Genomic DNA, 20,247 nt, shown 5'->3' on the forward strand with positions numbered 1-20,247 from the left:
TGTTCCTGACCTTCCCCCGGCCCGCAGGAACAACCCTGCCGAAATCCTGAGCGCAGGTCGCTCCAGCTGGCCCCAGGACGCCGCCACTGGACGCTTCCGTCCCTCGCTCAGGCGAGGGGTGGCGACTCGGGCCTCAGTCACTCGGTGTCCAGCGTGAGGCAGCACGCGTGCAGGCCCCGGAGGTCACAGTTCCAGCGGCCCCGCGAAGCCAGACGCCATATATCCCGGCAGGCTCGTCCCCACCCACAGACCTGTCGCCACACTGACCCCACCCGCGACCACCTCGGCGCCGAGGGAACTGATGTTCCTTCCGATCACCTAGCGGCTCGCAGACAGGGCTGCGAAGCCTGTCGCTGTCGTGCCGATGGCCCGCGACATCACCATGGCGGGAGCAGGGTGCCGTCGGCGTCGAGACCGTAGAAAACCTCATCCTCGTTCGACGGTGTTCCCTGGTGCAGCGCTTGCAGGAGGGAGGGGAACATCGCGTAGTCGCCGACGTCGATGGCCTGGCGGTACCAGTCGGCGGCCTGCGTGTAGTTGTCCTCCTGCTCGGCCAGCCGGCCCAGGAGACTGCGGGCTTCACGGTGGCCTGGGGCTGCCTGCCGCAGCAGTCGGTGCGCCTCGTCGCGTTTGCGGGCGATGAGGTCGTGGCGTGGTGCCTTCTCCCATTCGAGTTCGTCCGCCTCGGCCAGCAGGGTTCGGGCGAGCTGAACCTGGGCGGGCTCGTAGCCGAGCCGGGCCAGCACGCGAATGGCGGTGATAGCGAAGCGGCGATCACGGGGAAGGCGTCCCCCATACGTCAGAGGCCGCAGCACAGTGAGGACGTGCAGGATGTGGCCCGCCTGCGCGGCCTCGGTGAGGACCTCCCGGGCGATCCGGGGGCGGTGGGGCCACAGGCGGTGAAACAGAGTGTTGAGGGCGTACATGTCGGTGGCGGAGACGGCACGGAGCACGGCCTCCGCCTCAGGGGTGCGTTCCTGGTCATCGAGGAGGCTCACCAGCCGTTGCCGGGCCTGCCGGTCGCCGCTGTCGGTCGCGGCGCGCAGGAGCGGTTCGACCAGCTCGGGGGCGCCCGCACGGGCGAGTTTGGTGGGCCAACTCCACAAGGCAGGACTGGCGGTGAAAGCGGCGGCCGCGATCTGATGGAAGGTCTCGTTCCGTCTGTCCGCAACCTTCCGCAGTCGTTCCAGGGCGATCCCGTCGCCTGCGGCAGCATCATGCAGGAGCTGAGCGGGGTCGTGCGGTGCCGGGGGCTCGGGCGGCGGGGTGAGAGCTTCGGCGTCGCCGTGGCGGCCCTGGGCGTGCAGGAATTGCTCCAGCGCCAGGTGGGCGTCTCGGTTACCTTCGCGGCAGGCCCGCATCAGGAGTTCTTCGGTGAGCGGTTGGAGGGTGTCGGCGTACTCGACGGTTTCGCCGGCGAGGGCGAGTTGCATGAGGGCAGTGCCCAGGTCTGCGAGGCCGGCGCCGCCGTCGCAGAGGCGGTCGACCTGGTCGCACAGTTCCTTCAGGCCTTGGCTGGTGCGCAGGCGCTGGGTCTCGGTGTAGGAGAAGCACAGGCCTTCGAAGGCGGACGCGGTTCCGCGGTCGAGGGCGGCGAGGTACAGGTCCCGGGCGATGCGGAAGCGGGCGAAGGCGAACGCGTGCAGAGCGAGGGTTTCCAGGTCGCCACCGGCGGTCAGGTCCGACTGTGCGGCCTGCCAGAGTGCGGCCGGGGGCTTTATGCCCCAGCGCTCGGGAGCGATCTGCTGCTCGATGATGTCGCTGAGGTCGACCAGGTCCGCCGCCTCACCGATACCGCCAGGCGCGAGGACGCCCTGCAGGCATGAGACGACGTCTTTGACCGGGGTCCGCGCCCAGGCAATGGCGTCGGTGAACCAGGTCTGCCGGTCCAGCTTGCGGCACTGGTCGGGGCTGAGATAGCCGAGGGCGGCGTGCTCGAGGAAGGCCAGGGGAAGCGGCCCGCGTACGCCCAGTCGGCGGGCTTCGACGGCTGCGGTCACCACGGCCTTGCCCGGCGTGTGGTCGGCATGGCGGTAGCGGTCTAGGAGTTCGGGGGCGGCGGCCAGGCGCTGGCACAATTCACCGTTCGCGCGGGCCTGGGCGGCTGCCTGGGTCCACTGGCCGTCGCTGCGGGCCTGGTCCTCGAACCGGTTGAGCCCAGGGGCGTCGAAAGCCCTGGGCTGGTGGACGGTGCGGGCCAGATCGAGCAGGGAGTGAATGTGCCGGGTCCGACCCTTCTTCTTGGGGTTGGACCCGGGCACGTCGAGGGGGATGGGCCACATGGTGGCCAGGACGATGACCGGGACGGGCGGCTGTTCCAGCAGCCCGAGCAGGTCTTCGGCAGCGCGGTTGCCGTCCGCCTCGGCGAACAGATGGTGGGCGTTGTCCAGCCAGATCACCGTGGGACCGGTGAGCACGTTGACCTGAAGGCACGAGCGCAGTCCGGCGGCGGACTTCGGGTACAGCAGCTGCCAGTCGGGCACGCACGCTGTGACTGCTTCCCAGGCCGAGCGGGTCTTGCCGGTGCAGGAGTCCCCGCGCACGACGACCATGCCTGCACCCTTGTCGGCCACCGTGTGCAAGTGGCGGCGCAGTTCGCCGTCGTGGTCCCGTTCGATATAGGGGGGCAGCTTCATGCCGTCGTGCTCCTGGACGGCCCGGTGTACGCCCCAGGCGGTCCGGCTGCCAGTCGCTGACCTGGCGGGGCCGTGCGACCAGCGCGGGGGCGTCGTCGTTCAGGGCGGTGCCGGGGCCGGCCGAGCGACCTGCCAGCAGGCGGAGTTCATTGACCGCCGCGCGGATGTCGGTGAGGGACAGCTCGCGCTTGCCGTTGATGACCTGCTGGTTGACCCACTGGATGCCGGTCATGATCGCCTGGTCGTCGTGCCGCAGGCCAGCGGCTTGCATCGAGTGGGAGACGAACTCGCGCTGAACGAACACATCGCGTCCCAGGTGGAACTCCAATACGTCCAGAAGCTCCAAGAGTTGGGACTCATCGAGCCCGGCATGAGCCGCCCAGCGAGCACGCGCCTTGCCTCGCTCGGACTGCGGGCCTTGCTGGTCTGCCCGGGGACGCAGGAGACGGCTTCGCGAATCCCGGTCCTTGAGCAGGACGTCCGCCGGATCCGGAAACCGATTGGTCAGCAGGGCCAATTGCACCGGCGTCCCGTCCTGGGTCAAGGTTTGCCAGGAGCGGGCGATCTTCTGCAGGATCGACGGACCACCATTGTCGCTTGGTTTGAACAGATACTCCTCCCCCACCGCGGTCGACGCATTCGCCGCGTACTTGACCTGCGCGTAGCGGGTCGGTTCCCCATCCGCGCAGTAGTAGACGACGTCATCCAGGTTGCCGACCCCCGTGACCTCGACACCGACCGCCACCATCGCGCCGCCGACACCGTCGAGCGCGTCCTTGTAAACCTGGACGCATCCCTCCCACACGTACAGCCACTGGTAGGTGTCCCCAGCGACGCGCACACCGGTAGCACTGGGAGGAGGAAGAGCTGGCACCCGCACCCCTTGTAAAGAAAACCGCCCCTACAGCGGAACCCTCAAAGCCTACGGGGCTTCACCGACATACGGCCTTAGCTCACGCCATCGTCCCTCCCCCGCGGTGACACCGCCGGACGGCACCAGCAGCCTGGCCGCTGCCACCGTCCATGTTCCGCCGGCCGCCAGGGCTAACCCGTGCTCGACGCACAGCAGTTCCGCACCACCAACCGGACCAGGTACCCTCACAGCCCAACTGTCACGTCTCTGACCAGCGCAAACTCTGCACTCGCTATAGCAGTCGGCGTGAGAATGACCTGGCCTTTCGTCACTCACGTCAGGGACAGGTGAGCATCACCCGTCAGTGCCAATCACCAGGTCGCCGACGCTGCGCCACTGACACTCAGATGACGATGTCCACCTGACACTCTCCTGCAGACCAGCACCCGAACTGTGGCGCGCCCACACCGAACGCCAGACCGGCCCCGTGCTCCGGCCGCACATCCGCTACCAGGCTGACGGCCTGCACGATGCGGACGCGGTGTGCGTGCTCGACATCCAGCTCGGCCCGCGCGACGAGGACACCGGCTGGCCCACCGCCGACCTCGCCGTCATCGAGCAGGAGGAAGGCGCCTGCCCCTTCGGACGTATCACCCGCCGCCACGGCACCGAGGCGATCGCCGCGTACGCCGCCCAGGAACTGACCGCCGAACACGCCCGACTGACGGACCGCGCCCGCCAGCACCAGGACGCATCCTTCGTGCGCCTCGCCGACCTGGCCCAGCGCGCGGCCGACTGGGCCGACAAGGTCCGCGCCGCCACGCACACCGATGCCGTCCACCTCCAGGCCGACCGCGCCCGGTCCCGCATCACCCGCTGACCGCGAATCCCCGTGCCTGCTGCCGCCGTTGGAGGTCTGCGCCATGTACGAGTCCGAGCCCGCCTCTCCGACCTACGCGATCTCCGACACCATCGCCGAACGCCTGCGCGGCCGGGACCGCACCCGCGCAGACCTGCCCGGTTGCTTACCGGATCACCCTGCACACCCGCGAGCTCCACGGCCAGCTTCAAGCCGCCCTGACCGCGCCGTCACCCACCGGCCCCGCCCGGATCTGCACCGCCCGCATCAGCGCCCACACCCCGACACCCGTCACGTCCCGCATCCTCCACACGGTCACCCGCTACGCCCCGGCCCTGCCCGACGCCCGCCCGCCCCTGGAAGCAGTTGCCCGCCTGCTCACCACCGGCGCCCCCTTCCAACGGCCCGGCGAGCCGGGGCTGTTCGTCCGGTTCAGACACGCGGAAGCCTGGCTGGAAGGCCAGCGGCTCAGCGTCACGAACACCACCACCGAACGCGAGACCATCGCGCGGCTCCGCCGGGAGAAGGACGAACTCACCCTCCACCTCCACATCTACGAAGACCACATCCGCCGCCTGAGCATTGAAAATGCCCGGCTCGCGGATGAGCTGATCAAGCACAGTGGAGTGACGCGACTCAGTCACCGTCGCCCGAGTTCAGCCGGGGCTCCGGAACCGGACCACTAACTCCACCTCTGAAGCTCGTCCTAAAAATCTTCAGCGACGTGACCGTTTCGGGTCGATCCCACAGCTAGTAAGCGGGACCATCGTTGAACCGGAAGGACGCGTTGATGACGACAGCACTCCTCATGCCGGAGCCAGAGGAGCCTTACGAGGATGGCGACGGCGTCCGCCTCGTTATGGTGAACGCCTGCAAGGCCGGGAAAGACGACCTCTCGGGCAGGCTGATTGCCGTCCGGGACACGGCGGAGCTGCGGGAGCGGTTCGCGGACGAGGTCGCCGTCGTCTACTTGGCTTGTCACGGCACAAGCTCCGCCTACTCCTCATTCGTGCTGCGGCTGGCCGACGGCTCGAGCCTAGCCACCCAGGACCTCGTGCGGGCGGCACCGCCGACTCGACTGACGTTCCTGGACACCTGGCATAGAGACGCCAGTGCGCTCCATCCCCGGGGCTTCACCGGCCCGGCCTATCAGGCGGCGATGAAGGCGCTCAAGGGTGTGCTCAACAGGGAGACCGAGGCGCTGGACGACTTCATCGAGACCTGGTTGAACCGCACACCAGCCAGTCATCGACTGGCCGTTACCAATGCTCTGCTCGAAGAGTGGTGGCACAACCTCAACCTCGCCGACAACGACATGGTGATCAAGGAAATCGCGCGGCGGGCTCAAGCTGCGAGCGATGCGCTGAAACCTCTGTGGGAACGACAGATCAGTGGCTCTCGTCTGGAGATGCTTGAGCGGCCGATCACGAAGAACGGCGAACTTTGCGGCACACTCGCTGACTTCGCTAACGCGTCACGCAGCGTTGAATCTCATGTCCTTGAGTACATCGACCACCAATTTCCCAAGGTTGGCGATCCCTGCATCGATACTGTCGTTGCGACACTGACCGAGGTGGAGGCCAGAGCTGTTTGGGCCTACGCACACGAACATGTCCCCTGGCACGAGGCTGCACTCAAGGCAGGAGCCCAGAGCCCCGAGGGATTCGGCGCAACACTGGCCCAAAAACTCAGGCGGGCCGGTCGCAGGCACCTGAAGGCAGCCAGAGAGGCACGAGAGGCTTGGGAAGGTAGCGGCCGGAAGGGTGCACTCTCACCCCCCTGCCGCCATTGGCGCCTTTTCGAGAGCGTCCAAGGCGCCGGATACGTTCTAGGCCGGGAGACGATGGAGGGTGGCCTACTGTGACTGCCCTTGTTGAGGTGGTGCAAAACGGTCCGGTTTGGCTAGTTGGGGCGATCGCCATGCTTAGTGCGCTGGCTTTCCTGATCAATGCCGCATCCTCGGGACTCGCGAAGATCCTCAGGGAAAAAACCCCGCAGGAATCCACCGACCGCGTCCGGGTCATCGAGCTTCAGATCATGGAAAAGCAAGCGAAGCGCCGCGACCGGTATCGCCGCTGGTTTTAAGCCGCCCTCCTACGGGTCGGAACTCGTCGGCCGAGTGGACAACGGACACAACGAAACCCTGTCCATAAGGCCGGTCCGCAGGACTGGATGTGCGAGCCCGACATGATCGCCAAGACCGGTCTCTCCGTGCGCGAGCCCATCGACCGCACCGTGGGCAACTTCGTCGACCTGATGACCGAGGAGCCCGGCGTCGACATCATCCCGATCGTCCAGGGCTGGCGGCCGGCCGACTACGAAGCCTGCCTGGACCTGTACGACAGACGCGGCGTCCGGCTGGCGGACTATCCGCTGGTCGGGGTTGGCTCCGTGTGCCGCCGCAAGTCGGTCAAGGACGTCTCGGCCGTCCTCGCCACGGTGGCCGCCGCCGGGCTGCGCCTGCACGGCTTCGGGCTGAAGACCCAGGCGCTGGAGACGTGCGCCGAGTACCTGGCCTCCGCCGACTCTCTGGCGTGGTCGCGTGACGCGCACTGGAACGAACTGCCTCAGTGCGAGGGCAAGCACAAGAGCTGCTCCAACTGCGTGCACTGGGCGATGCGCTGGCGCGAACGCGTCCTGGACGTGCTGCGCGCCCCTCGTCAGCTGATGCTCCCCACCACGACCTGACCTACCGCCGGCCGTGCCGGTCCCGGGGCGGCAACCCCGGGACCGGCCTCCTTCACCAACTTACCGACCCGAGGGGAACCCCCTGATGTCTGCATACGAGCAACCCCCGCTCGATCTCGGCGCCGTCTGCCAGCGGTGGAAGAACCGCCGGCACAGCTGGAGGCCGACCAGCGAGGGCGGGTTCGACCCCGCCCGCTACCGCGTCCGCGAGATGCCGAACGAGCTGGTCCACACGGCGAAGGCCTTCGTACGCGCCCACCACTACAGCGGCTCGTGGCCCGCCGTCCGCTTCGTCTACGGTCTGATCGACACCGCCGCGCCGCCGGAGAACAGCCTGGTGGGGGTGCTCACCCTGGGCATCCCGACCCAGGTCGCCGTGCTCACTTCGGTGTTCGGCCGGCTCACCCCGTACGAGGAGAGCTTGGAGCTGAACCGCAGCAAGACCCCGAGACGCAGCGGAAGTGGGAGATGAGCGTCGCCGCATTCTGGGCACGCCAGCGGCAGAATGGCAGGAGACCCACCGACGAACAGCTCATGGCAGCGCTCAAAGGGTACGCGGCATACCTGATACCGATCATCGACCGAACCGGAAAAGCACCGACCGAGTCCAGCCCATGGACCTGAATTGGCCCCGCAGTGTCCTAAGCGAGGTACAGTTTTTCTGTTGAGTGGGGGTGTTAGCCGCCACCCAACCTGAATGATACTGAAGGGCCCAACTCGGGGAGGCAACCCGAGCCAGGCCCTCCAATGAAGTTCACAAGCCCGGTCGCCTAGTTACCGACCGGGCTTGTGGGCTTGAAGCCCCGGTCGCGACCGTCACCTGCGTGGGACTACTACTGCATAAATTGCCCCACAGCAGAAATGATTCCCACGAATAGCCCTGCCGCTGCTAGGTAGACCTGCCATCTCTCGGCAGCGGTCCACCATCGCCTGCGAGATGCTTCATCGCTTTGATTACCCACAACCCCTCCCAGCTTTTCCAGTAACCCCACTGACGGCTTGTCAGCATCTGCCGCGAAGAGTTCGGCATCCGGAGAGCGAGTATGTCACGAGGTATTTGCTGCATGGCACTGGAACTTCATGATTGATCTGAGCTTTTCTTGAGCTTGGAGGGCCCCGGTCCCGGTTTCGGGTAATTGGGCCTATTTATTTATGGCTTCAGTGAGTACCTGCAGCTCAGCCCCCGATGGCCATCCTGTGGTGCCCCCCACTGGCATGCTCCCACTGCTTCCGCATCACGTTCCACCTCCGCGGATGCGATCGACCTCACAGGTGTATCAGAGGCAGGTTGTTGCAGGTCAGGTATCGCTTCCAATGAACGATTCGCCCCGCTGTTCAGGTGGAGAGCCCGAGCAACGGCGGCATGCGTGAATCAGGAACCACGGCGCAGTGGCCACTGAGCTGATGGTCCCGCCGCTCGACTACAACCTGCGCTACATCGAGCAGATGTGGAATGACGCCAGGTCGGACGCCTCTGGTTGTGGCCGATCATCCGTGGGCGAAGTGGCTGGCCAGGTAGGCGTGAGGCGCTCGTTGCTCTTCGATGCGGTTGAGCAGTTGGTGATCCGGAAGGCCGCTCTGGACTACCGTCCATCCGACCTGGAGTTGGCTGGCCAGCTATGAGCCCGGGCCGGAGTGGAGGCCTGATTGCGAAGAGTCCTCTACAGCCTCTTCTGAAAGGGCTCACCATCAGCGTCGGGGGGAATGACCTCGCAGGTGTATCAGAGGCGGGTTGCTGCAGGTCAGGATTAGCCACCAATGGACGTGCTAACCAAGGACGACACCGCCGAGGCGATCTGGATGTGAGCGATCATCTAGAGATCCCCGAAGGGATGTGCCGCCAAGTCGATCATCCGGGGCTCGTTGCAGCCCGGGAAGTTCGCGCAGAAATCGTTCTACTACGCGACCGGCTGGAGCCAACCCGCAGCGGGCTTGGGGTGATGACAGTTCTCGCTGAAAAATGCCATGTCTCATTGAAATTCTCACCCAGGACGCGCCTCACCGCCCATGGCCCCGAGCTGATCTTTCCCGGTCACTACGGGACGATCTACCAGGCCAAGGGGATGGACTACCTGGGCAAGACGCGCCCGCGGCGCCTGACCATGCTGCCCGACGGCTCGGTCCTCCACGACCGGGCGATGTCCAAGGTCCGCAACGGCGAGCGCGGCCGCGGCGGAGTCGAGCGGCGCCTGGTCGCCCTCGGCGCTCGCCCCTGCGACGAGGGTGAGCCCGGCCGGGGGTGGCTGGAGGAGGTCCTGCAGGCCGTCGGCGCGCGGGTCGTAGCCCACGGGGTCAACCACAAGTACGCCGCCTACATCGGGCCGCGCACCGGCCGCCGGCTCACCGCCACCTCCTACCCGTACCCGAAGGCCGGCCAAGGGGGTGCGGCCGCATGAGCGCCGTATCCCGCACCGGCGGCGAGGATGTCGACCTGGTCGTCAACTGGGGCCTGGGGGTCGACTCGACCGCGTACCTGGTGAAGGTGCTGGAGGACCCCTCCGCCCACGGAGTCGATCTGGCCCGCACCATGGTGCTGCACGAGCTCACCGGGGACGAGTGGCCGGCCACCCGCGCCCACGCCGCTCAGTACGTGCTGCCGCTCCTGCGCGAGCACCGGGTCCGGCTCGTTCAAGTCGCCCGGGCCAGCCGCTCGTTGGAGATCGCGGTCATGGACGACTCCCGCCAGCCCGAACGGATCATCGAGCGCGGGCCCTGGGCATTGTGGGACGAGTACGAGACAGGCGGCACCGTTCCCCAGCAGGGCGGCATTCGGCTCTGCAGCTTGCACGCCAAGGGCGAGGTCGGCGACGCGCTGATCGCCCAGGAGATCGGCGACCGGCCGTTCAGGCAAGTGATGGGGTTCAACGCCGACGAGGTCAGCCGCAGCCGCCGGGACGAGGCCGCAAGCAAGAACCCGCTGCGCCAGGGCGTGTACCCCTTGATCGAATGGGGGTGGGGGCGCGAGCGGTGCGAAGCGTTCCTGTACGAGCGGTTCGGGGTGCGGTGGGAGAAGAGTTACTGCAACTTCTGTTGTTTCCCGGTGTCGATGGGGGCCATGGACACGCATTTGGACCGGATGCGCGCCCATCCGGACATCGCCGGACGGGTGCTGCGCCTGGAGTACACCTCGGTCAGCCTCAACCCGCAGGCGAGGCTGTTCAGCCGGCGCAGTCTGCTGGAGCAGTTCGACCCTGGCCGGGCCGCCGACCGGACCGTGCTCGCCGCGTTCGAGGAGGAACTCGCCTGCCCGTGGGGGCTGTACCACGTGCGTCGGATCCTGCCCGTCGCGAAGGCGGACCCGACGCAGCGTGGGCGGGCGATGCGCTCGGTGGAACGGGTCGACGTGGGCCGGGCATCCGCTCTCGGCCGGAGGTTGCAGAGCGTCTCGGAGTGGCGCGGCGTCCCCGTCGAGGTCGACGAGCGCTACGGGCGGGTGCGGGCGTGGGTCCAACGGCGCGGTCCGGCGCTTCCGACCGCGGAGGAACTGATGGTCACCGCCCCGTTCCACGTCCGGGACAAGAAGGTGCCGCACTTCGAACGGAAGTGGGCCGCGCACCGCCGCAGCCGGTAGTGACGTGCTCTGTGGCCGGCGAGATTGACAGCCACCCACCAAGAGCGTCATATTGATTACACGAAACCTGCGGTAAAAGTGGTGGGCGGCGGAAGGCACCCTCTCACGAGGGTGTCGGCCCAAGGCGGCAACCCCGACCGAACGTCCCGCCGACCACCTTCACCAACTCGACTCGCCCGTCGGCGCGTGAGCGCCGAAGGACCAAGAGGAGCAGGCCCTCAGTATAGGGCCGCGATCCGAACCGGAGAGTGCAATGTCCAAGGCCCTGAACCCGCAGCGTCGCGTCGTCGGCGGCCGTGCCGTGGTCAACCGCGACTGGATCCGCGAGTTCACCGGCGCCAGCGTCGGCACCGCGGCCCGCTGGTACAAGATCCGGCTCGAGCAGCCCAGGGAGCACCGCCACCCGGAGAAGGAGCGCATCGACGGAGCCGACTTCTACGACGAGCAGCAGTTCCGCGACTTCTACACCTGGTTCCAGCAGGAGAAGGCGAACAAGGTCCTCAAGGCCGACCCCGCCCTGTACCAGGCCGACCCGGAGGACGTCGTCTCCATCAACACGGCCACCAGGTGGCTGGGCTTCAACGCAGCCTCGGCAATCCGCAAGTACCTGAAGGACAACCCCGAGTACTTCCCGAAGCCCCTCGCGGAGCCGGTCGAGGGTCCGACCGGCCGCATGATCCCCGCCTTCCGCGTCGGAGACCTGCAGGACTTCGACCGCAGGCGCACCGGGGACAAGCTCGGCAAGGCCGGCCGCCGCCCTGGGCCCCAGGCCGACGCGGCCGTCGGCCGGCCCTCCGCCCTCGAGGAGGCTCTCGCGGCCGAGCTGAGCGCCCACGCCGGCGGTGAGCCGCTCACCGCCACGCAGCTCGCCGAGCAGTACGCCACCGAGGCGATCGACCGCGACGGCTACCACCCGGGGCTGGCCGCGGAGCTCAGCGTGCAGCACGGCGGGCCACAGGGGTCCTGGGACTACGTCGTACGCACCGCCCTCGAGCACCGCCCCGCGGTCACGCCGGCCCGCTCGGAAGCCGACCGGCGGGCGGCCCTCGCCCTGGCCGCCCTGCACGAGCGCGGCGACATCCGGGGACTCGCCGCCTCCCTCGCCCGCGAGCACGGAGGCAGCCCCGACGTCTGGTCGCGCGCGGTGAACGCGGCACGCGGGATCGCCGACTCGACCACTGATCACCCCACGCCGAAGGACGAGTCCCGATGACCAGCTACCAGCTCCGCGACACCACCACCCGCCGGCTCCTCGCCAGCGACCTGGCCGACTACGCCGCGGCCGAGACCGCGGCGGACCGCCTCGACGACGAACTGGAACGCGGCCTTGCGGCCAACGGCGAAGGCGCCGGCCACATCCGGCTGCGCCTGGATGTCGAGCGGGTCACCGACGGCGTCACCGAGGCCGTCGGCCACCACATCCTGCTTCTCGGCGTCGACGATCCCATCGGTCCCTTGCCCGAGCGGTAATCGCCGGATACCCGCTCTCGCCACTCACCTGCGGGTCCGGCGACACACCCCAGTACCTCACGAGGGTGCCTCTGTGTCCCAAGCCGATGGCGTCCTTCATGTACTGTTCGACCCGCTCGTGCCTGCCGAGGACGCCGCGCTCATCGTCAGCGTGCCGCCGGAGCTGCTCCAGGCACCCGAGGGCCTGGCTCCCGATAGGCCACGATGGGCAGGCCGGCCACCCAAGCGGCGCGAGCAGGGTACTGGTGGATCCCCCGCGGCGCGCGCGAATCCGACGAACGCCATGACCTCACCACACTCGCGTCGACGATGGTCTCGATCTCCAGGAACGTGCCGTCGATCTCGGGGACGCGAACCAGGGTGGCGAGTATCTGCCAGCCGCGGGCGGTGAAGTCGTTGCGGCACCGCTTCTCGAATGCGATCGAGGGTACGTAGCCCAGCCCCTGCAGGATCGAGTGCGTCTCCTGAGGGTCTTCGACCCGGGTCTCGTGCTCGGGCTTCGATCCGCAGGCGTCGTCGACTGTGGCGTCCTTGAACGCGAGGATGGTACGCAGCCCGTCCTGACCGTGGACGGTCCGCACCCGTAGTTCCTGATCTGACTTCTCGAGTGAGCCGTCCGGCCGGTCGTAGTAGGTGTCTTGGTACACCTCGGTCTGGGCTTCGGCGCGCTCGTCGAGGCGCCGCATGACCGCCTCGGGCGCGTGGACGCGAGCCTTCAACTCCGCCTCGATTACGCTGTTCCCCTTTGTGCGCTGTGCACCGTCGATGACCGCGTCGAACATCCTGCGAAAGCCCTGGTACAGGGGCCCGTACGGCGTCTCCATCAGCTTGTGCATGGCGCTCTCGTGGCCTTCCCACTCTGCGTCGAAGGCGCTGACGAACGTGGTGGAGTCCGCGCGGACACCAGTACCACTTCTGAGTCGAGACCGGATGTCTCTGGCCATACCTGGACGCTTCGCTCAGGCGGTGACACACTCACGCCACCGACGCCGTGTCACCGCCGCGCGATTCAGGGGGTCTGCCGGTGAGAGAAGCACTGGGACATGCCACACGGTCACGGGCGGCAGACGGACTCTGGCGGCCCCATGGGATCGTCTGACGAAGTGCGATGGCTCGACCTCGCTCAGCCACGGACAAGTGCGTCTGCCGCGAACGCCACCGTGGACGGGCTGATCGCGTCGCTAAACAGCCAGCGGGTCGTGCTGCATTTCGCGGGTACGTCCCTCGAACGCGGTGGCGTGGCCTCCGCGTTGGGCGATGCCGCGGAGGCTTATGGCAAGGCCGGTTCCCGCTCCGTCTTCGTGCTGCAGGGTGGCGGGACCGGCCACACGCTGACGCGGAACCTGCACCGTGTGCTACGCGAGGCCGTCTTCGAGATAGTGCTGAAGCGCGTGTTGTTGTGCGTGCTCGGCAAGGCCGCGGAGCGCTCGGGGCCCGGCGCGCGCGGGCGGTTACTGTCGGGCAACCTGCCTGTGCCCACTGCCCGCCGAGTGGGTGTCGAGCTGAAGGCCATGGAGTTGGAAGGGCTGGAGCCCTACGCCTCGCTGACTCCGCCGGCGGGCATGTCCCAGTTGACGGACGAACAGTCGCGGTGGCTCGTCCGCTCGTTGTCGAACGACCAGCAGGTGCGGAGTCTCGGTCGCTCGGCGGTCGACAGCGACAGTGACTTGTTGATGTCTGCCACGCGCGCCGAAGCCGAGGAGCGGATCGGGACCAGGCACAGGTCCCATGCCGTACTGGAAGTCGCCACCGGGCTGTTGGTCCGTAAGGTGGTGAGCGCGGCCCGGGCGGTGATCGAACGGTTCAGGGCTGGCACCCATCACGGGCTCTACCCCACGGCTGTCGAGGAGATTCTGCGGGAGTTCTGCCTTGCCCACCTGGGTGCCGCCGTGTGGTCCGGGATGAAGGAGGATGCGGCCACGGCATTTCGTTCGGGGGCCGGGATCCCCGCGGGCACGGGCCGCTACTTTCTGGACCGTTTCATCGAGGCCGTCTCGGTGCCGGAGCGCAAGGAAGTCACGGTGGTGGGCCACGGCTCCGGCGCCTTGTTGATGAATGCGTTCCTTGCCGGCTTCGACGCCCGTCGAGGCTTGGCCGACAGTCTTCTGCCTGCCGATTTCCGGTTACGCGATGTGGTTGCCCTGGCGCCAATGTGCACGTTTCCCGAGCTGGCGTCGACACTGCGCAGAAGGAACACGGCCTTTGAACGCTTCAGGTTGTTCGCGCTGACGGACGAGGCCGAGAAGGCCGATCACCTCGTGCCTGTTGGGTATCCACGCTCGCTGCTGTATTTCGTTTCCGGGGTGCTGGAGCGCGATCCGAACGGTATGAGCGCGGCGGTCCCCCTGTCCGGAATGGCGCACTGGTACGGCTCCGGGCGGAGCGCGGGTGGCGCCGAGGCCGAGGAAGTACGTGTCGTCGCCGATGCGGAGCCCGGCGCGTTCGTCTGGTCACCGGACGCGAACTGCGGGGCGCGCTCTCATAAGCAGTTTGCTACGGATCCAGCGCTGCTCGACACCTTGCAAGTGATGATTGCTGGTTGAGAGGGGACGTCGCATGCATCAACATCACTACGCAGTGGTCTCCGGCATCAACCGGTACGTCTCACTCGACGATCTGCAGGGCCCGGTCAACGACGCGGATGCGTTCCAGCGCTGGCTCGTCGATCCCCAAGGGGGTGGCGTACCTGAGGAGAACATCATCCGAGTGCCTGCGTCCGGGAACACGGACGTCATCGATGCCGACTCCGTACGGCCGACGGCGAGCGGAATCTTCAAAAAGTTCACGGAAATCAACAAGCGGCTGAGTGCCCAACTGGAGTCGTCGCCGCAGAGTTGGGAAGAGTCTCGTCTCTACGGCTACCTGGCCGGGCACGGCACAGCGCCCGGCGGCACGGGGTGTGCCGTGCTGATGCCGTCGGCCGATGAGGGCGGGCTGGTCGACCATGTCGAGGTCCAGCTTCTGGCCAACTGGTACGCGCAGTCCGGCCCGTTCAGAGAAGTCGTCTTCTTCGTCGACTGCTGCCGGGAAGAGCTGGACCTGCTGCCCTGCGGACCTCCACTGTTACAGGTATGGCGCAGCGATGAGCTGCCCAGCGTCGTCCTCGGGCTGGCGGCCGAGCGTGGCCAGCAGTCGTTGGAACCGGCGGCCGCAACCGGCGACGAACCGCTGCAGGGCTACTTCACGGCCGCTCTCCTGGACGGGATGCGCACGGCCGTGGACACGGCGGGACGCGTGACGATTCCAGGGCTCGACGATCACGTGCGCCGTGTCGTCTTCCGCTGCACGGACAGGCGTCAACTTGCGTCTGTGCGTCTGCAGCAGGGCTTGCCCGTGATCGTGCGACGCGAGGAGCCCACGCAGACGTATCGGATACGGGTGCACTTCACGGACGACGTCGGGGACCTGGTGATCCGAGACGAGTACGAGGACCTTGTGGTCCGCTCGGAGGCGTACAAAGGCACTCCGTGGGAGCTGTCCTTGCCCAGCGGAACGTACTGGATCGGCCCTCGGGCGTACGTGGCCGGTGATCCCTACTGCGAGTTCTCCGTGAAGGGAGAGGGCGCCGATGTCCACTACCCGACCGGCACGGCTGCGGACTGACCAGCCCTGGCTCGTGGATCTGCCCTGCGCCGCTCCACTGGCGGGCACGCGGCCGGCCCATGCGGAACATCAGCGGGCGGCGGGTCATTGGAGCCGTCACTCGACGCTCGGCCCGGGTGGCGACAGTCCTTCGCTGGCTGTCCTGCTGCCCGGCGTGACCCACTCCTCAGGCAACTGCACCGCCTCCGGCTTGCAGATCACGGACGAGGCGGGCCATGCGCTGCACCCTGACGCCTGGGAGACGGGAGGTACGGGGGGTGAGTCATGGTCTGCCTGGAGTTGCCATGTGCCAGCGGGCAGTTATCGCCTCGAATGGCGAAGCGGCGTTCTAACACTGGCGCTTGCGTTGTGGGTGGAGCAGAGCTGGACGACCGTCGCTTTCGTTCCGGCCGGCAAGCGAGGTCTCGATCCCGTGCATGCCACGATCCACACGATTACGTACGGGACTTCCTGGGATCCGAATGACGAGACAAGCCTCGCGCAGGAGCAGGTTCTGTCCGGCCTGCGGCAGAACTACTGCCTGGTCTCCAGCGAGATGGTCGAGCGGCTGCTGGGCGATGCCTTCAATCCCCTGGGGGCCCTTATGTGCGCTCAAGCGCTCCAGACACCCGAACCGGCGCGGAGCGCAGCGGAAAGAACTCGGCAATTCCAGGCCCTCACGCAGGAATTGGTCCGGCGAATGCCCGGGCACCCCGATGTCCGAGTGCTGCGGCCGAAGCTGGACGGCCGGGGGCACGAGTCCACCATCAGCACTCCTCCCCTCATGGCCGTTTCCTGCCTGAGTCTGCTGGCTCACGATGCGGAGAGAACCTCGACCGGCAAGAGCCCTCTCGTACCGGGCTCCGCCGCCGAGTATGCGACCTCCCGCCTCGCGAGCGCCGGGGTGTGGACGACCTGGCTGCGGCCGACCGGCCCACTACACCGGGATCCGCCCATACCGGTCGACAAGACGGTGGCGTTCCTTCGGCAGGCCGCCTCGGTGAACGACCTCACCATCGAGCAAGTCATCGAGCGGCTGGGCGAGCAGGAGATCTGCCGCCGTGCGCGGGTGCCGCGTCGTTTCGTCGTGCAGGCTCTCGAGCGCTTGCGCTCCTCCCGCGTCAGTGTCTACGAGGCCGCGCCGACCACCGCTCTGCCTGGCCGGAGGGTGCGTGTCGAGGGCGACGCTCCCGTACGGGACGCCACAGTCAACCGCGCCTACCGCGCGCTGGGGCAAACGTATGACTTCTTCCTGACGGCGTACGAGCGCGATTCGCTGGACGGAGCAGGCCTGCCACTCGTCGCTGTGGTGCACAGCGGCGACGCGTACAACAACGCCTTCTGGGATGGCGAGCAGATGATCTATGGGGATGGCGACGGCGAGATCTTCCTGGACTTCACCATCCCCATCGACGTGACGGCGCATGAACTCACCCACGGGGTTGTGCAGTACACGGCGGAACTGTCCTCCTTCGGCCAGCCCGGCGCGCTCCACGAGTCGATCTGCGATGTGTTCGGCTCACTGGTGAAGCAGTATTCGTTGGGTCAGACGGCTGATCAGGCCGACTGGCTCATCGGTGCCGGTTTGCTGGCTCCCCATGTGAGCGGGGTGGCGCTGCGCTCGTTGAAGGCTCCCGGCACGGCGTACGACGATGATCTCCTCGGTAAGGACCCGCAGTCGGCAACCATGGACAACTATGTCCGCACCGGCCGCGACGATGGCGGTATTCACATCAACTCCGGCATCCCCAACCACGCGTTCTATCTGCTCGCCACCGCCCTGGGCGGTTACGCCTGGGAACGCGCCGGACAGATCTGGTACGACGTCCTCACAGGCGGCTGGCTGAGGGCGGATGCCTCGTTCTCCGATTTCGCCAGTCTGACGGTCAGCGCCGCACACGATCGATACGGGCAGGGTGAGGAAGTGCAGGCGGTACTCAAGGCCTGGCACCAAGTCGGCACACCGACGATGTGACCCGCATTGCAGTACCTCGCGCGGTGTCGTACGGCAGTCCTGCGAGCAAAGACCCTCGACAAGCCCTGTCGCTGCAGGGCAGGAGCGTTTCGCGCGTATCTGATCAAGTGATGGACGGCGCCGCTCGTGAAGGCCCGAGGCTAGGTGTCCCGCACGTCGATTTCGCACTCCAGATCGGGGAACACATCGAGCTGCCTTTTCACCGCCTCACGGACGTCACCGGCCAGCGACAGCGCTACCCCAGCTGGGACGTCGGGAGCGTCCGAGCGTTTGACGGATGTCACGATTGCATCCGGATCCACGTTCTCCAGCGCGTGGAGAACCTCGGCGAGACGCTCGTTCCGCACGGTAGTCGAGACGTATGTACGGACAGTCATGGCTTCCTCCCTCGTGATGGCCCCCACTCCTCCGGCCCGCCGCCCCTCCACTCGATCAGCCCGGCCGCGGCCACGTACGCCTCGTCTGCGTCCTCGATCCCCGCGCGGCGCAGGAACTCTGCGATGTCGAGCAACCCGTACGCCATCCCGAGGAACTGGTCGCCGGCACGGACCCGGCGGCCGCCATCCACGGCGGGCGGGTAGATCACGATCGGCTGCGCACTGACCATGCCCCCAGCCTCACCCGCGGCCAGGCCGGGCGCACGCCGAGCTACTCCGGGCATGGAGAATGCCTGCCACCCTGGCGACAAGAGACGTGCAAGGGGCGTGCCATCCGGCGAGGAACCCGCAGGTCAGACCCAACTAACCGTATGCTCTGTGCGGTTGGGGGAGCTGCTCACGCGCCTGTGTGCCGCGTCAAGCAGGTGAAGTACACCGTGCCAGCCCACTCGGAGCTCTCTGCGAAACTCAGCACGGCCGTCCGCGCGGGAGGCTCACACGACGGCACCTCCGAGGAGAACGACCCCATGCCCTCCGGGTCGTACGGGAGCAGGTCCGTGCACTGGTAAGCGGGCGTGTTCGCCAGGAGGATTGCATCTCTCACGCCGCCGCTGTCCGATCCGGTGTAGACGAGGCAGTAGGCCGTGCTCGGGTCACCGCCGGTCGCCGGAGCCTGGATGACGCGGACCTGTTCAAGCTGAGGCTGCGCGGCGACCGTCAGGGAATCGCTCGGCGCCTGACTGGCTGAGGGAGTGGCGGGCGACGGGGGTGGCGGACTCAGCGAAGCCGTTGGGCTCGGCGTCGTCCCGACAGCCGCAGACCGTTCGACCGGCGCCCGAGCGTCCGTGTGTGGTCCACGGCCTCCCGCGATTTCGGCCGCGCCCACTCCAACCAGCGCGCCGATCACGGCGACAGGCACAGCTACCGCGCCCACCGTGAGCCAGAACCGGCGCCGAGGCGGAGAGGGCGCGGGCGGCCGGATGACCGGGATGTTGTCGAGCGTGTCGCCGTTGTGGAAACGGGCGAGGTGTTCCTCGTCGGGGCGCAGCGGACGCTGCGGCCTGTTGGGCATGGTCCCCCCAATGCCGTGCAAACAAGAGACGCAGTGTTGCGCGCCTGAGCTGCGGCCGCGGAGGAATTGAGGAACTGGAACCGGATAGGCGTACGCGGTGCGTGGAGCCTGTCGGCGGGGCCTTCACTCATCCGGGGTCACAACACGGCCACACGCCGTACGCGGCGCTGACGCAGGGCACATGATGCCCGCTTCAGCACGTGTCCAGGGGGGACCATGAGCGCCCGCACCACCATCGCCGCCGTTCTACTACTCGGCGCCACCGCTACCCCCTGCAGCAGCAACGAACAGCGCCAAACCCGGCCCGACCACGACCGTCACAGCCTCGCCGGACACCAAGGCCACCGACGCGGACACCGGCGTCCTGAAGATGGGCACGAAGAAGTCCGTCACCGACGCCGAGCACAACCTGCACTTCACCGTCCAGGCCCTCGAATACCAGCAGCCGTACAAGGGGCCGCAGCCGCAGAACCCGGAGGACTTCCAGGGCGGCGATACCTGGGCAACCGCCAGAGTGAAGGTCTGCAACAAGGCTGGCGCGAACCTCACCATCGACCAGTCACCCTGGTCACTGGCCTACGTGGACGGCACCAGCATCGAGATCACAGGTAGCAGCGGCGGCGACATGCCCAAGCCCGAGTATCCGATGGACACGACCTTGAAGCCTGGGCGCTGTGCCGCCGGCCTCATCGCTTACCCGGTGACCAGCAAGAAGCGGCCAGCGCGCCTGGTCTACGAGCCGGAGGGCAGCGAGCCGACCGAGTGGGCGATCCCGAAGGCGTGACCGCGCGGCCCCGGAGCAGCCTGTCACGGCTGCTCTTGTGGCCTCCTGACGCCCCGGCCATGGGTTGCCTGCAATCGCTCCGATGCCGCCTCAGTGCGCAATCTGCTGCAATCGTCGAGCGGTTCCCTGCCATCGCACGCATTCTGGATGCCCAACTACCAAGATGCGGAGGCAAGATGACTCTCAGGTTCCTCGGCACCACCAGCGAAGACGGCGACTGCCCCACTCTGTACGAGGTCGTCGAGACAGGCGACATCCTCGTTCAGGGCGAGCGGGAAACCGACCCCGAGCACCTCGCGCAGTTGCGGAACGTGAAGGAGTCGGAGATCTTCGTACGGATCCCGCGCGAGCTGCTCACGCGCTTCGCCCCCAAGGAGTGA

General features: G+C 67.3%; 19 protein-coding genes and 1 pseudogene. 16 read left to right on the forward strand and 4 right to left on the reverse strand.

The genetic code is table 11. The features are described from left to right. Positions 1-377: 377 nt before the first annotated feature. Positions 378-2,636 carry a hypothetical protein gene (locus tag ABZS97_RS22275; RefSeq protein ID WP_356140042.1) on the reverse strand — a complete coding sequence of 753 codons (2,259 nt, stop codon included), beginning with the start codon at positions 2,634-2,636 and terminating at the stop codon, positions 378-380. Here ABZS97_RS22275 and ABZS97_RS22280 point away from each other — a divergent pair. The 11 genes from ABZS97_RS22280 to ABZS97_RS22330 all read left to right on the forward strand — a co-directional run bounded on the left by ABZS97_RS22280 (position 2,635) and on the right by ABZS97_RS22330 (position 12,077). Beyond that, positions 2,635-3,525, forward strand: a complete 891-nt coding sequence (locus tag ABZS97_RS22280) for a hypothetical protein (protein WP_356140043.1) — start codon at positions 2,635-2,637, stop codon at positions 3,523-3,525. The genes ABZS97_RS22275 and ABZS97_RS22280 overlap by 2 nt on opposite strands. Positions 3,526-3,976: 451 nt before the next feature. Beyond that, the gene (locus tag ABZS97_RS22285; protein ID WP_356140044.1) at positions 3,977-4,369 is read left to right on the forward strand and encodes a hypothetical protein; all 393 of its coding nucleotides are present in this window, start codon (positions 3,977-3,979) and stop codon (positions 4,367-4,369) included. Positions 4,370-5,138: 769 nt separating this feature from the next. Further along, positions 5,139-6,212: a hypothetical protein gene (locus tag ABZS97_RS22290; RefSeq protein ID WP_356140045.1), complete on the forward strand. Its 1,074-nt coding sequence runs from the start codon at positions 5,139-5,141 to the stop codon at positions 6,210-6,212. Then, complete coding sequence (locus ABZS97_RS22295) at positions 6,209-6,433, forward strand: hypothetical protein (protein WP_356140046.1); 225 nt, start codon at positions 6,209-6,211, stop codon at positions 6,431-6,433. Before ABZS97_RS22290 ends, ABZS97_RS22295 begins: the two co-directional genes overlap by 4 nt. Positions 6,434-6,520: 87 nt before the next feature. Continuing rightward, a complete protein-coding gene (locus tag ABZS97_RS22300; RefSeq protein WP_356140047.1) occupies positions 6,521-7,036 on the forward strand; it encodes a hypothetical protein in 516 nt (171 codons plus the stop codon). Between the two features lie 85 nt (positions 7,037-7,121). After that, a complete protein-coding gene (locus ABZS97_RS22305) occupies positions 7,122-7,508 on the forward strand; it encodes a hypothetical protein (RefSeq protein WP_356140048.1) in 387 nt (128 codons plus the stop codon). A gap of 917 nt (positions 7,509-8,425) precedes the next feature. Then, the gene (locus tag ABZS97_RS22310; RefSeq protein WP_356140049.1) at positions 8,426-8,659 is read left to right on the forward strand and encodes a hypothetical protein; all 234 of its coding nucleotides are present in this window, start codon (positions 8,426-8,428) and stop codon (positions 8,657-8,659) included. Positions 8,660-9,009: 350 nt separating this feature from the next. Further along, on the forward strand, positions 9,010-9,432 hold the full coding sequence (locus tag ABZS97_RS22315; protein ID WP_356140050.1) for a hypothetical protein: 423 nt from the start codon (positions 9,010-9,012) through the stop codon (positions 9,430-9,432). Continuing rightward, positions 9,429-10,607 (forward strand): hypothetical protein, encoded by a 1,179-nt coding sequence (locus ABZS97_RS22320; RefSeq protein WP_356140051.1) that lies wholly within the window; start codon positions 9,429-9,431, stop codon positions 10,605-10,607. The genes ABZS97_RS22315 and ABZS97_RS22320 overlap by 4 nt, the downstream gene beginning before the upstream one ends. A gap of 253 nt (positions 10,608-10,860) precedes the next feature. Continuing rightward, complete coding sequence (locus tag ABZS97_RS22325) at positions 10,861-11,820, forward strand: hypothetical protein (RefSeq protein WP_356140052.1); 960 nt, start codon at positions 10,861-10,863, stop codon at positions 11,818-11,820. Further along, on the forward strand, positions 11,817-12,077 hold the full coding sequence (locus tag ABZS97_RS22330) for a hypothetical protein (RefSeq protein WP_356140053.1): 261 nt from the start codon (positions 11,817-11,819) through the stop codon (positions 12,075-12,077). The genes ABZS97_RS22325 and ABZS97_RS22330 overlap by 4 nt, the downstream gene beginning before the upstream one ends. Positions 12,078-12,379: 302 nt before the next feature. On the opposite strand, the pseudogene ABZS97_RS22335 reads toward ABZS97_RS22330, so the two are convergent. After that, positions 12,380-12,859 (reverse strand): annotated as a pseudogene (locus tag ABZS97_RS22335) (class IV adenylate cyclase); the annotation flags it as partial. Positions 12,860-13,237: 378 nt separating this feature from the next. On the opposite strand from ABZS97_RS22335, the gene ABZS97_RS22340 reads away from it, so the two are divergent. From ABZS97_RS22340 to ABZS97_RS22350, 3 genes are all read left to right on the forward strand, one after another. After that, the gene (locus ABZS97_RS22340) at positions 13,238-14,620 is read left to right on the forward strand and encodes a hypothetical protein (RefSeq protein ID WP_356140054.1); all 1,383 of its coding nucleotides are present in this window, start codon (positions 13,238-13,240) and stop codon (positions 14,618-14,620) included. 13 nt (positions 14,621-14,633) lie between these two features. After that, positions 14,634-15,680, forward strand: a complete 1,047-nt coding sequence (locus ABZS97_RS22345; RefSeq protein WP_356140055.1) for a caspase family protein — start codon at positions 14,634-14,636, stop codon at positions 15,678-15,680. 934 nt (positions 15,681-16,614) lie between these two features. Continuing rightward, positions 16,615-17,634 (forward strand): M4 family metallopeptidase, encoded by a 1,020-nt coding sequence (locus ABZS97_RS22350; protein WP_356140070.1) that lies wholly within the window; start codon positions 16,615-16,617, stop codon positions 17,632-17,634. Between the two features lie 140 nt (positions 17,635-17,774). Here the strand turns inward: ABZS97_RS22350 and ABZS97_RS22355 are convergent, their stop codons facing one another. Both ABZS97_RS22355 and ABZS97_RS22360 read right to left on the reverse strand, forming a co-directional pair. Continuing rightward, complete coding sequence (locus ABZS97_RS22355; RefSeq protein WP_356140056.1) at positions 17,775-18,011, reverse strand: hypothetical protein; 237 nt, start codon at positions 18,009-18,011, stop codon at positions 17,775-17,777. Beyond that, complete coding sequence (locus ABZS97_RS22360; RefSeq protein ID WP_356140057.1) at positions 18,008-18,241, reverse strand: hypothetical protein; 234 nt, start codon at positions 18,239-18,241, stop codon at positions 18,008-18,010. Before ABZS97_RS22360 ends, ABZS97_RS22355 begins: the two co-directional genes overlap by 4 nt. Before the next feature lie 1,212 nt (positions 18,242-19,453). Here ABZS97_RS22360 and ABZS97_RS22365 point away from each other — a divergent pair. Further along, a complete protein-coding gene (locus ABZS97_RS22365; RefSeq protein WP_356140058.1) occupies positions 19,454-19,867 on the forward strand; it encodes a DUF4352 domain-containing protein in 414 nt (137 codons plus the stop codon). Between the two features lie 176 nt (positions 19,868-20,043). Next, positions 20,044-20,247 carry a hypothetical protein gene (locus ABZS97_RS22370; RefSeq protein ID WP_356140059.1) on the forward strand — a complete coding sequence of 68 codons (204 nt, stop codon included), beginning with the start codon at positions 20,044-20,046 and terminating at the stop codon, positions 20,245-20,247.

Source organism: Streptomyces sp. NPDC005485 (assembly GCF_040606085.1).
Classification (GTDB): domain Bacteria; phylum Actinomycetota; class Actinomycetes; order Streptomycetales; family Streptomycetaceae; genus Streptomyces.